The organism is Sphingorhabdus sp. (assembly GCF_029865925.1).
Classification (GTDB): domain Bacteria; phylum Pseudomonadota; class Alphaproteobacteria; order Sphingomonadales; family Sphingomonadaceae; genus Sphingorhabdus_B.
In genome coordinates this window covers 23414-35944 of the sequence record NZ_JARXAI010000061.1, presented here as the reverse complement: position 1 = coordinate 35944, position 12531 = coordinate 23414, and the positions used below count along the sequence as shown (strand labels likewise).

Genomic DNA, 12531 nt, shown 5'->3' with positions numbered 1-12531 from the left:
CTCGCAGCGCGCGCCCTTAGCTCAGCTGGATAGAGCGCGAGACTTCTAATCTTGAGGCCACAGGTTCGACTCCTGTAGGGCGCGCCACGCAGTCCGCGACATCACACCTTTCCAGAGACTTCTGTCGCCGAGCGCCGAAGACGGCGGAGTTCTGCGGGCCTTGGCGGCGCCTAAATTCGTGCAGAAGCCAAACTTGTCTCTGTTGTGAGACCGATTAGCCAAAAAATAGGGACCGTCTCACGGGCCCAAAAAACAGACTTCTTTTAATGTACGCTGGGTCTTAGCCGAACCCGAGGACTCGCCTCTGATCTGCCCACGCCAGCGGTAAATCAGCGGCCAGAAGTTTGCTTGGGCTAAGCTTTAATGGCTGTCGCCCTTCCACAATTGCAGTGACAATATCTGGATCTAGGCATGCCAGCTTGGCTACCTTCATCATTCGAACACGGCAACGGCCTCGTTCGGCTGCTAGAGCCGGAATCGATTTACCGAGATTAGCGGTAATCTGTTGCATGATTGCCCGGGACTCCGCGATGAGAGCGATAAGTTTCTCGTCTCGCATCTGGACACGGTCACCTGATAGCGTTGCCGGAATGACTAGTCTTAGGGCTTTCCCTCGACGCAGCCTTAAGGCCTGACGTTCGATCGTTAGATTTGTGCTCGAGGGTTGGACTGAGATGTCTGCCTTAATGACGTTGAGCAGACCGCGGTTATCTATCCGGATAATCACACGGTCGTCATGCAGGTCGACACGGTTCATCACATTCCGCAGCAATTCCTGTTTCCATGCATATTTCGCAACGCCCAGTTCAGTCGCCACTTTGCCGCATCGCGAGATCACATTGTGCAGTTGTTCACTTGTGTAGGAGCCGTGAAGCAACATGCTCTGCATCTGGCTGCCGGACGCCAGCGTCTGGGAGAGCTGGTCAACGACTATGTTCTCGATATCCCGAGCGCTGACCCGTGACGCTGTATTGTCGCCCAAAGTTTCATAGCGGTTCGCATAATAATGGAAGCGGCGATTGCCTTTCTGCGTATGGGTAAGGACCATCGCCCTGCCCTCGCCATCGTATATAAGGCCTACCAGCACACCTATGAAGGCGCGCATGATGTCCATGCACTCATATTGGGTCGCGCGATTACCGGCATTGCGGCATTCTAACAAAAAATGGGCCGCCCGGCTTTTCAGCTTACCAGGGAGGAAATTGTGTCTCGTAAAAGACACGTCATCTTTATCACCTAGTGATGGTCAATATCTGGTTAAGGCCTGCGAGTTGCTTTTCCTGCTCAGCAAGGTCCAGTTCTTCGGCCTTCCACGGCAAACGAAAAAGGTGCGTTATCCCGGATACCCTGCGATTGAATATGGACAATCCGGTTCGATTCCTTGCGGATGGTCGTCAGACCCTGTCCTTGTCCCTTGCAGGTGTAACTAACGGTAACCGAGTTCGCGCTTGTGCGGACAATATATTGCTCGCAGGCGACACCGCTATGCTGGATTTGAATTAAGGCGCCGGGATTTCCAAGACAAATTTTGGTAAGTGGCTGATCGCCGCCAGTTGCGCGCAATTGCCAGTTTCCGCGCTCTAATGTATCAAGCAGCGCCAAATCATCATTTGGAGAGACGGCAAAAGCGGCACCTGCCGCCAACGGTAAAAACAGGCTAATAGGATAATATCGAAGTTGCATAATCTTACGTCCGTAAACCAGTCCGTTTCAGCGAAAAAATCTATAGTTTGCGGTTTCGTTACCATAAATTTTTGCATTTTGCACGGCAGATTATGCTCTTCGAACGACAGTTGGCGCTCACTGTTCTGCGGTGCGCCAGTTAATTGTTGAAACTGGCAAGGCTGATCGGAAACCGGCGCGAGCAAAATTGGCAATCAACGACAATATCGCCGTCGTCATCGGCCATTTCGGCACGGCCTTCTGCGGGAAACTTCGCAATTACATCGCGGATGTGCACCGGGTCGCACCGGCACCCCTTCGACAACCGATCGCCTTGTTCAATGCGCACTTCTTGTTCTTCGTGAAAAAGCCGCCAGACGATTTCCTCAAGCGAAAGCGCAGGGTTAGCTAACTCAGCAGCAGCGATGGTTGAGGACATTACCTCAATATGCGCCCACTCCGGATGGTCGAGCCGCACGTGGAGCCGTTCACGGCCTTCTTCGCCCTCTGGCAAATGCTGCACCAACAGACCACCAGCAACGCAGCGGCCATCAACACGGTCCACCGCCACGCGAATAAAGGTTGGGATTTGTTCGGACTGCATGAAATAATTTTGCGCCGCATCGGCCAGCGCTTCGCCCTCAAGCGGGACAATGCCCTGATAGCGGCCACCGCCTTCGCTGGCCGGCTTCATACGGTCAAAGGTAATCGCAAGATAACCTTGCCCGAATACACCAAACAGCGTTGCATCCCGCGGCAAGGCCGCAGCAGTCGCTGCATCAAACTGCGCATAGCCGCGCAACGCACCGTCTTTATAGTCGCACGCCAGAAGGCGGATCGCACCCTTTTCAGTTTGTGTTTGCAGCGTAAGCTGGCTGCCCTTTTCCTTCAACGAAGATCCCAACAAGGCGGTCAAAACCAATGCCTCTGCCAAGATGCGTTCAATCACGGGGGGGTAGGCGTGGGCCGCCAAAATTTCGGCAAGGACATCGTCAAGCCGAACCAGACGCCCGCGCGCATCGCGCGTGGGTATGGAAAAGCGCAATGGCTGATTGGACAATGTTTCGGATTGTTCCGCCATTACAACTTCCCAAGGCACCATAATAAAATCGATTTTTGCGCATGAAGACGGTTTTCTGCTTCGTCCCAGATAAGCGACTGCGGCCCGTCAATCACCGCGTCGGTCACTTCTTCACCACGATGCGCAGGCAAACAGTGCAGGAACACTGCATCTGCTTTTGCCGTGGCCATAAGGCGTTCGTTCACCTGATAGGGCATCATTGCCGCCATCTTGTTATGGGCATGATCCTGCCCCATCGACACCCAGGTGTCGGTCACAACAACGTCTGCGCCCGCCACTGCTTCGCGTGCATCGCGGGTCAGGGTTATGTTCGCGCCAGCGGCCTTTGCAATCTCGATAAAGTTGCTGTCACTTTCATAGCCTTCTGGGACGGCTATGCGAAGGTTGAACTTAAACAACCCTGCTGCCTCAACTACCGAATTCAGCACATTATTACCATCACCAAGCCATGCAAGCTCAAGACCGGGCAAAGTTTTTCGATGCTCCATTACGGTCAGAAGATCGGCAACGATCTGGCAGGGATGCGACAGATCAGTCAGGCCGTTGATGACGGGCACGCTGGCGTAATGTGCCAGTTCTGAAACCTTGTCATGGTCATCGGTGCGGATCATGATGGCATCGACATAGCGTGACAGCACGCGGGCTGTGTCGGCAATAGTCTCACCGCGACCAAGCTGCATCTGTCCAGACGCCATGAATATGCTGTCGCCACCCAATTGCTTCATCGCCATTTCAAAAGACGTGCGGGTGCGGGTCGAGTTTTTCTCAAACACCATCGCCAGCGTGTGCCCCGCAAGCGGCGCGTCGGCATCTGCCTGACCCTTGGGGCACCCTTGCCGCGCATTTTTCCTGTCTATGGCGTTGTTCAGCATAGCTGCAATTGCATCGCCGCCCGCGTCGCTCAAATTGAGGAAATGGCGCGTCATGCAGCTTGCGGCATTTGATAGCTAGCGGCACCGGCGGACAGCTTTTCCATAAATGTCTGGATTTCGGCGTCGCCAATATTCAACGGCGGCAGCACGCGGAACGTGTTGTCTCCCGCCGCTACCAGCAACAAACCGTGATTGTCGCGCAAATGCGCCACAAAGGCCCGCGTTTCATGCGTCATCATCACGCCGAGCATAAGCCCTTTGCCCCGAACGCCGGTAAACAGGTCGGGATAATTGCCGATGAATTGTTCAAGCGTTGAACGTAATTTTTCGCCTGTCGAACGCACTTGCGCCAAAAATTCCTCATTCGCCACGACATCCCAAACCGCCTGACAGGCCGCCATGGCGAACGGATTGCCGCCATAGGTCGATCCATGCGTACCAACGACCATGCCGCGTGCCGCCTCTTCAGTGGCAAGGCAGGCACCCACCGGAAATCCGCCACCAAGGCCCTTTGCGGTCGCCATGATGTCCGGAATAATGCCATATTGTTCATAGGCATATAGCGTGCCAGAACGTGCTACACCGCACTGAACCTCATCCAAGATCAGCATGATGCCGTGTTCATCGGCCAGGGCCCGAAGGCCTTGCATAAAGGCGTCTGATGCGGGGCGCACTCCACCCTCCCCCTGAATAGGCTCAACCAAAAACGCAGCGGTCTTTGGCCCCACGGCCGCCTTGGCGCCTTCAAGATCGTCAAAATCAACATATTTGAAGCCTTCCAGCAAAGGCAGGAAGCTCTTGTGCATCTTCTCCTGATTGCTGGCCGAAATCGTCGCCATCGTCCGGCCGTGAAAGGCGTTCTTAAAGGTGATGATCTCAAAGCGGTCACTGCCTTGGCTTTGGTGATAGGCACGGGCGGTTTTAATCGCGCACTCCACCGCCTCAGCGCCGGAATTGTTAAAGAATACCGTATCAGCAAAGGTGGTATCCACAAGCCGCTGGGCAAAGGCTTCCCCCTGCGGGCTGCCATAAAGGTTCGACACATGGATAAGCGTTGCCGCTTGGTCTTGAATCGCTTTGGTCAAATGCGGATGACCGTGACCGAGCAGGTTCACAGCGATGCCCGCTGCAAAGTCCAGCGCTCGGCTGCCGTCTTCGGAAATCAACCAAGCGCCTTCACCACGGACCGGCCGAAAACCGCAGCGCGGATAGACTGGCATCAGGGGCGTAATCGACATGGTTTTCTTCCTTCCGACCGAATAGTTGGCATATTCCAAAAGCCAAAAAGCGGCCACATGGGACCGCTTGTTTCTGCCCTATCGCTATAGGCATGCGAAAATGGCAAATCAAGTTATGCCTCAGCGTCCTTGTCGGGCTTGGCGGCGGCGATGCTGCGCCGCACATATCCGTATAAAAGCAGATGAAACCCCACCCACAGCAGGATGAATATGATAATCATTTTGGCAGCAGGGCTCATACCCGCCTCCATAACGCCGACCCTACCGCGAACAACCCCGAATTGTTACAGTAATCCGGTATCAAGCGACACATGGGGTTTGCATGCCATAATGGCCTTATTATCGGCATCACGGCCCAATTGTAAGGTTGACGATCTAGCGGGACATCGACTGGATAGTTTATAGCCTTTCGCGCAAAGTCACTCCACTGTAACAGACTTTGCAAGATTGCGTGGTTGGTCCACATCCGTGCCCTTGGCGCACGCCACATGATAAGCAAGCAACTGGACGGGCACGGCATAGACCAATGGCGCAATGAGCGGATGGACGGTCGGCATTTCGATGGTGGCGAGGCAGTCCTCGCCTGCTTTGGCAATCCCTTCGGCATCGGAGATCAAAACAACCTTGCCGCCCCGCGCCATGACTTCTTGCATGTTACTAACGGTTTTTTCGAACAACGGTCCACTTGGAGCAAGAACGATGACGGGCACCGCCTCATCGATTAACGCGATTGGCCCATGCTTCATTTCGCCTGAGGCATAACCTTCCGCATGAATGTAGCTGATTTCCTTCAGCTTTAACGCGCCTTCCATCGCCAACGGATAGTCCGGGCCACGACCAAGATAGAGCACGTCGCGCGCGGGCGCGATCAAGTGTGCCATAGCGGCAATGTCATCATCATGCGCCAGCGCGGCGTTGAGCGCTGCTGGCGCCTCAATAAGATGCCGGACAATTGCACGTTCTTCCTCAGCGCTCAACTTGCCTTTAACGAGCGCCAGATGTGCTGCCAGCGCAGCGAGAACCGCAAGTTGGCAGGTAAACGCCTTGGTCGACGCAACACCGATTTCGGGGCCCGCATGCGTGGGCAACAAAAGGTCCGCCTCGCGCGCCATGCTCGATGTCGGCACGTTGACGACAACCGCGATAGTCTGGCCGTTTTCCTTGCAATGGCGCAACGCCGCCAGCGTATCTGCGGTCTCGCCCGATTGGGATATGAATAGCGCAAGGCCGCCTTCCTCCAACACGGGGGCGCGATAACGGAATTCCGACGCAACATCGATATCGACGGGCACGCGGGCGAAGGTTTCGAACCAGTATTTTGCGACCATGCCGGCATAATAGCTGGTTCCGCAGGCAACTATGGTAATGCGCTTTACGCCCGCCAAGTCGAAATCCATCTGCGGCAAGGCAACGGTCTGTTCCAGTGGACGAATGTAGCTTGAGAGTGTTTGCGCGACCACAATGGGCTGCTCAAAAATCTCTTTCTGCATATAATGGCGGTAATTGCCCTTTTCGATCTGCGCGGCGCATACACCCGATATGGTCACTTCGCGTTCCACCGAAGTGTTGTCTTTATCGAAAATCTGCGCGCCACCGCGCGTGACGATTACCCAATCGCCTTCCTCCAGATAGGCAATCCTCTGCGTCAGTGGCGCAAGAGCGAGAGCGTCGGAACCCAGATAGGTTTCGCCATCGCCATAACCCACAACCAACGGGCTGCCCAGCCGTGCGCCGATCAGGAAATCCGGGAATTGCCGAAACGCAATCGCCAGCGCAAAGGCGCCGCGCAAGCGGGGGAGCACAACCTTCACCGCATCGGCGGGTGCATGGCCAGCCTCAACCTGTTCGGAGACAAGATGCGCAACAACCTCGGTATCGGTTTCGCTTTCAAACGTCCGGCCCCGCGCGGTCAGTTCGTCACGTAACTGCTTGAAATTTTCGATGATACCATTGTGGACCAAAGCCACTTCGCCGGAGGCATGCGGATGCGCGTTGCTCGTCGTAGGCGCGCCATGCGTCGCCCAGCGGGTGTGCGCGATGCCTATGTTACCCGCAGCGTCATCGGTTTTTAGGACGTTGACGAGATTGGCCAACTTGCCCTCCGCGCGACGACGCACCAGTTGGCCATCAAACACAGTGCAGACACCGGCACTGTCATAGCCTCGATACTCCATCCGCTTCAGCCCATCGACCAGCCGGTCCGAGACGGGTGATTTGCCAACAATTCCGATAATTCCGCACATTTATTTTGTTTCCCAATCTGCTTTGTAGGGGACCCTAATACCCGGCATCTCTGGCGGGAAATCCTTCGTATTTCGTGTAACGAGTATGCGCCCCGACACCTGCGCCGAGGCGAGGATCACGGCGTACGGGGATTTTAATGACGTGCGCTGCTGCCGCAACACAGCGGCGCGCCTAGCAATTTCCTCGTCGATTTCACTCATTGCAAAGAAGCGCAAAAATTGTTCCGTTTCGGTCGCCGCATCATCGGGAGCGCCGGACATAACTTCGATCCACGTCATCCGGCTAATCCATGCGCGGGTGACATTGCGCACCTCCGCCCATGCCGCTGGCCGATTGTGCAGCATGTCGATCACGATATTGGTATCGAAAAAGCGCTCACTCACGCCGCGCTGCGTTTCTTTTTGAGAGACGCAATTTCGCCAACGTCGGGCCACTCGGCGCGTAACTCGCGTTCATATTCGAGACCATCTACAGTTGAACCATATCGCTCCCAAAGGCCAAAATATTTTTCGAAACCTTCTTTGCGACTTTCTTCGAGATAATTGGACACTGCCTCGCGCAACACAGCCGCGCGCGACTTTCCCTCGCGCTTCGCGATTTCATCCAGCTTGCGAACATCGTCCGCCGGAACATCTACAAGAAATCTAGCCATAACGATATAGTGATTTCATATCATGATATCATGTCAATTTTGATCAAGGGCCTTTTTGTCGGCCTTCTTCTTCCGCATCGCGTCATGAAAGCGGTCTGCCCAGCCGGGCTTCACAAGCTGCTCGGCGCGGACCATGCGGAGTTCGCCGTCGGCGACGTCGCGGGATACCGCGCTGCCTGCCGCCACAATCGCATCGCGGCCAATCTTCACAGGTGCGATCAAAGCTGAATTGCTGCCGATGAACGCACCTTCGCCGATTACCGTCTGATATTTGAAATATCCGTCATAATTGCAGGTTATGGTACCAGCGCCGATGTTCGCGCCCGCGCCAATTATCGCGTCGCCCAAGTAGGTCAGATGGTTCGCCTTCGCGCCTTTACCCAGATGCGCTTTCTTGGTTTCGACGAAATTGCCGATCTTGGCCTTTTCTTCCAACACGGTTCCGGGCCGCAGCCGCGCAAAGGGGCCTACCTCACAGCCGCTGGCGATTATCGCGCCTTCAATATGGCTGTTTGCGCGGATTTTTGCATTGTCGGATATGCTGACGCCGGGGCCAAAAAAGACATTAGGTTCAATCAGGACATCGCGGCCAAGCTGCGTATCCCACGCAAACCAGACCGTTTCCGGCGCAATTAAGGTTGCACCATCATCCATGGCCTGCACCCGGCGGCGCTGCTGCCACGCCTGCTCCATCTCCGCCAATTGCGCCCGGCTATTGATGCCCGCGACGTTGTAGGGCTCGGTAATGATAGCCACGCAAATCCGCCCATCTTCGCTGGCTATGTTGACGATATCGGTGAGATAATATTCCTTCTGCGCATTGTCGTCGGTGACGCGATCCAGAAGCGAGAACAGGTCGCGTGCTTTCACTGCCATCAGGCCGGAATTGCACAGTTTCGCGGCTTTTTCCGCCTCGGTTGCGTCCTTTTGCTCGACCATTTTGATGATGCGGCCATCTTCGACGATTACGCGGCCATAGCCCGAGGAATTTTCTGGCTCGAACGCCAACACGACCACCGCGGGCGCATCAGGCGCGTTAAGCCGCGCGACCATCGCCTGCATCATTGCAGTCGGCACAAACGGAACGTCGCCATAGAGAATGAGAACATCGCCCTCAAACCCCTCCAGAGAGCCCCGTGCCTGCTGTACGGCATGCCCAGTACCAAATTGCGGTTCTTGCACTGCAAGCTCTGCTGAGCCCGCCAGAGCGGTTTCCAGTTGGCTTTTGCCGCTACCGACAACCACAACCTTTTTGGTCGGGATCAAGGCATCGACCGAAGCCATCAGGTGCATCAGCATTGGCCGGCACGCGATGGGATGCAGCACCTTGTGCAGGTCGGATTTCATTCGCGTGCCTTTGCCCGCGGCGAGGATGATGGCGGCTAATTCGGTCATGAGCATCTCCATGCCAGCAAATTGTTGCGGTTTCCAGAACTTGCAGCCAAGAGCATTGTAATTATTCCCGTTCGTGTTGATCCCGGTCGAGACAGGATGGAAAACATGTTTAATTTTAGCGTCCCGCTCTCGCTCGGCACTAATGGATTGTTAAGGAGTTTGGGTTTGGATTTTCCTTTCGACATCATCGGTTTTGATCTTGATGGCACTTTGATCGACACCAGCGGCGATTTAACGGCTGCAGTCAACCATGTGCTGGGAAGCGCAGGCAGACCGCTGCTTTCCGCCGATACTGTAAAGCAGCATATTGGCGGCGGGGCGAAGTTGATGCTGCAACAGGGGCTTGAGGCAACCGGCGGCATCCCCGATAATGATTTCAAACCACTGTATCGCCAGATGCTTAATTACTACGAAGCGAACGTCTCGGAACACAGCCGTCCGTTTGACGGCGCGCTGGCGTTGTTGGATGCGCTCGACAATATGGGTGTGCGTTACGCCGTCGTGACCAACAAATTTGAAAGCCTTGCGGTCAAATTGCTGACTGACCTGAATCTAGCGGACCGTATGGGGTGCATCTTGGGCGCGGATACTTTGGGTAAGGAAAATGCCAAGCCGTCCGGCGCACCAATCTTTGAAATGATTAAGCGCTGTGGCGGCGGACGCGCAGCTTATGTCGGTGACTCAATCTATGATGTCATGGCGGCGAAGAATGCCAGCGTGCCAAGCGTGGCCGTCAGTTTCGGGTTTTTGCATGGGCCGGTCGAGGATATGTGCGCCGATGCTGTCATTGATCATTTTGACGAATTGCTTGATTGCCTAAAGCGGATGGCATCGCATTAGATCACGCAGAGGCGGAGAGCACACACAGCCCCTGACATTTTTTGATCGCCGTTGCTTGCGCCAAATCGCTGTATCTATATGTGTGGCGATCTCACAGGAATTGCAGCAGGGTACAAAGTGAACAGTTGGTTGTCTCCCCGCATGATTGTGGCATTTGCCTTGGCACTTGTCGGTGCCATGTTCGCGGACCAAATGGCGGGCTCCGCCGAGCGCGTTCTCGTCATTCTTGTCTCAATGTTGATTGCATTGTTCATCGCCGCTGATCCGCATGATCGCGAAGATGCACCTCAGGAGAACGATAAGCCAACAGCAACGGAAACAGAAGTCCTGGCGATTAGCTCACATCCCCAGTTGCAGGCGTTTATCGATTCGTCGACCGATGCCATATTGATGGTCGAAAATGCCCGTGTAACCGCTGCTAACCAAGTTGCGTTGCGTTTGCTTGGACCAAATGTTGTTAGCCAAAATGTGCGCATGGCGTTTCGTCACGCAGGCGCGATTGAGCGGCTGACAGACCCAGATGCGCAGCATAGCGGACACCCGATTCGGCTCGTAGGCATTGGCCAGAAAAACCAATTATGGGACATGCGGATTCAAACCATGGGTCCATCACAGAAAATCGTGCACATGGCAGATCGCAGCGGAACGCAGGCCGCCGAAAAAATGCGGGTCGATTTTGTCGCCAACGCGAGCCACGAATTATTGACACCACTGGCCGCTATCAAGGGCTTTATCGAAACGCTGGATGACCCAGCGGCGGGTGACGACGTCGCCACGCGCAGCCGCTTTCTAGGCATCATGGCCACGGAGACCGATCGGATGCAGGCGCTGGTTCGAGACCTGATGTCGTTGAGCCGGATTGAGGCCGAGAAATATGATCCCCCGCAAACGCCGGTTGATTTTTCCGATGTCGTCATGGAAACCGTTGATCAGTTACGCAACAGCCAAAAGGAACGTGGCGCGGATATCATGATTGATGTGATGGCAGGTCTGCCGCCTGTCTTGGGAGACTCCGGACAATTGCGGCAGTTGGCGAGCAACATTTTGAACAATGCGCTGAAATATGGTCGCGCTGGAACGCCGGTAACGGTCTCGCTGGTGCGTTCGCGATCTGGCGCAATGATTAAACTTACGGTAGCGGATGTGGGGGACGGCATTGCCCCTGAACATTTACCGCGCCTTACCGAACGGTTTTATCGTGTGGATTCTGGAAGAAGCCGCTTGGTTGGCGGAACTGGCTTAGGCTTAAGCCTTGTCAAACATATCGTTGATCGGCATCGCGGCCATCTGGAAATCCGCAGCACAGTCGGCAAAGGCACGACCGTGTCAATATTGTTACCGGTTGCGCCAACAGGTCTGTCATAATAATGTAATACAATAGTCATTTATCGGCCATCGGGGTCGTCTAATGACCTGTCAAAGTGTTGTTTGAAATGCGCCAAATCGTTTATGGGAACCGCCAATATGTTGAAGAAATTATCGCTCATTGCCGTAAGTGCACTCGCCCTTTCGGCCTGTAATGACCAAGCCAGCACTGGCGGTGCTGCCGGTGGTTCGCGTCAGGAAATCCGGATTGTGGGTTCTTCGACGGTGTTCCCTTTCGCCAAGGCCGCATCAGAGGCATTTGCCAAGGTAGACCCAACGCGCAAATCGCCCGTACTTGAATCGACTGGTACCGGCGGTGGTATTGAGCAGTTCTGCAAGGGTGTCGGAGCAGATAAGCCGGATATCGTTAATGCCTCGCGTCGCATGAAAAAGAGCGAGTTCGATAACTGCCAGAAAAATGGCGTGAAGGACATAATCGAAGTTCAGGTTGGTATTGACGGGCTCGCGCTTGCGCAGTCCAACACCGGCACGAAATTCGCATTGTCCACCGCCGACGTGTACAAGGCGCTTGCCGCAAACCCGTTTGGCAAACCACAGACCGCTAAGCTTTGGTCCGATGTAAATCCATCGCTGCCGAAACTGCCGATTTCGGTTTACGGCCCGCCAACGACATCTGGCACACGCGATTCCTTCCATGAGCTGATCATGGAAGTCGGCTGCCAGACCGACGCCGCGACCAAGGCGCTGAAAGATAGCGACGAAGACAAGTATAAGGCGATATGCACCGAAGTGCGCAATGATGGTGCGTTCAAGGAACAGGGCGAAAACGACAATCTGATCGTGCAGAAGCTGAGCTCCAACCCGAACATGGTCGGCATCTTCGGTTATAGCTATATGGAAGAAAATGCATCGAAGGTGCATGGCATCAATATGAATGGTGTGAACCCAACAATCGGCACGATTTCAGATGGCAGCTACCCCGGCGCGCGCAAGATGTTTATTTATGTGAAGAAAGCGCATGTCGACAAAATTCCGGGTATTAAAGATTTCGTCCTCGAATTCCTGAAGGGCGGTGTCGTTGGTGGTTATCTTACAAAATTGGGCATGATTGCGTCCAGCGATGCCGATTACAAGGTGGCCAGCGATTCTGCGAACGGCCTGACCGTTATGACGGGCGCGGATTTGAAATAAAAGTGCAACAATGATGGCGTCTATGGGCCT

At 54.7% G+C, this 12531-nt stretch carries 13 protein-coding genes and 1 tRNA gene; 4 read left to right on the top strand and 10 right to left on the bottom strand.

Features of this window, described 5'->3' with window-relative positions; translation table 11 throughout:
* The first annotated feature begins 10 nt into the window (after window positions 1-10).
* A tRNA-Arg gene (locus QE270_RS06020) sits at window positions 11-87 on the top strand.
* A gap of 193 nt (window positions 88-280) precedes the next feature.
* Here QE270_RS06020 and QE270_RS06015 read toward each other — a convergent pair.
* From QE270_RS06015 to glmU, 10 genes are all read right to left on the bottom strand, one after another.
* A complete protein-coding gene (locus tag QE270_RS06015; RefSeq protein WP_300036749.1) occupies window positions 281-1114 on the bottom strand; it encodes a hypothetical protein in 834 nt (277 codons plus the stop codon).
* Window positions 1115-1284: 170 nt separating this feature from the next.
* Window positions 1285-1683, bottom strand: a complete 399-nt coding sequence (locus QE270_RS06010) for a DUF3617 family protein (RefSeq protein ID WP_300036665.1) — start codon at window positions 1681-1683, stop codon at window positions 1285-1287.
* 139 nt (window positions 1684-1822) lie between these two features.
* Window positions 1823-2743, bottom strand: coding sequence for an Hsp33 family molecular chaperone HslO (locus QE270_RS06005; protein WP_300036661.1), 921 nt, complete (start codon window positions 2741-2743; stop codon window positions 1823-1825).
* Complete coding sequence (gene argF / locus QE270_RS06000) at window positions 2743-3669, bottom strand: ornithine carbamoyltransferase (RefSeq protein ID WP_300036658.1); 927 nt, start codon at window positions 3667-3669, stop codon at window positions 2743-2745. Before argF ends, QE270_RS06005 begins: the two co-directional genes overlap by 1 nt.
* Entirely contained in the window at window positions 3666-4853 is a 1188-nt protein-coding gene (locus QE270_RS05995) for an aspartate aminotransferase family protein (protein WP_300036655.1), read from the bottom strand. Before QE270_RS05995 ends, argF begins: the two co-directional genes overlap by 4 nt.
* Before the next feature lie 113 nt (window positions 4854-4966).
* A complete protein-coding gene (locus QE270_RS05990; RefSeq protein ID WP_300036652.1) occupies window positions 4967-5092 on the bottom strand; it encodes a hypothetical protein in 126 nt (41 codons plus the stop codon).
* Between the two features lie 180 nt (window positions 5093-5272).
* Window positions 5273-7096, bottom strand: a complete 1824-nt coding sequence (gene glmS, locus QE270_RS05985; RefSeq protein WP_300036649.1) for a glutamine--fructose-6-phosphate transaminase (isomerizing) — start codon at window positions 7094-7096, stop codon at window positions 5273-5275.
* Window positions 7097-7480, bottom strand: a complete 384-nt coding sequence (locus QE270_RS05980) for a type II toxin-antitoxin system VapC family toxin (protein WP_300036646.1) — start codon at window positions 7478-7480, stop codon at window positions 7097-7099. It lies immediately after the preceding gene.
* The gene (locus tag QE270_RS05975) at window positions 7477-7749 is read right to left on the bottom strand and encodes a ribbon-helix-helix protein, CopG family (protein ID WP_300036641.1); all 273 of its coding nucleotides are present in this window, start codon (window positions 7747-7749) and stop codon (window positions 7477-7479) included. The genes QE270_RS05980 and QE270_RS05975 overlap by 4 nt, the downstream gene beginning before the upstream one ends.
* Before the next feature lie 33 nt (window positions 7750-7782).
* The gene (gene glmU, locus QE270_RS05970; RefSeq protein WP_300036638.1) at window positions 7783-9144 is read right to left on the bottom strand and encodes a bifunctional UDP-N-acetylglucosamine diphosphorylase/glucosamine-1-phosphate N-acetyltransferase GlmU; all 1362 of its coding nucleotides are present in this window, start codon (window positions 9142-9144) and stop codon (window positions 7783-7785) included.
* Between the two features lie 165 nt (window positions 9145-9309).
* Here glmU and QE270_RS05965 point away from each other — a divergent pair, with 165 nt between their 5' ends.
* The 3 genes from QE270_RS05965 (at window position 9310) to QE270_RS05955 (ending at window position 12501) form a co-directional block, all read left to right on the top strand.
* Window positions 9310-9984: an HAD hydrolase-like protein gene (locus QE270_RS05965; protein ID WP_300036635.1), complete on the top strand. Its 675-nt coding sequence runs from the start codon at window positions 9310-9312 to the stop codon at window positions 9982-9984.
* A 78-nt stretch (window positions 9985-10062) separates the two neighbouring features.
* On the top strand, window positions 10063-11349 hold the full coding sequence (locus QE270_RS05960; RefSeq protein WP_300036632.1) for an ATP-binding protein: 1287 nt from the start codon (window positions 10063-10065) through the stop codon (window positions 11347-11349).
* A gap of 99 nt (window positions 11350-11448) precedes the next feature.
* Entirely contained in the window at window positions 11449-12501 is a 1053-nt protein-coding gene (locus QE270_RS05955; RefSeq protein WP_300036629.1) for a substrate-binding domain-containing protein, read from the top strand.
* Window positions 12502-12531: the final 30 nt, after the last annotated feature.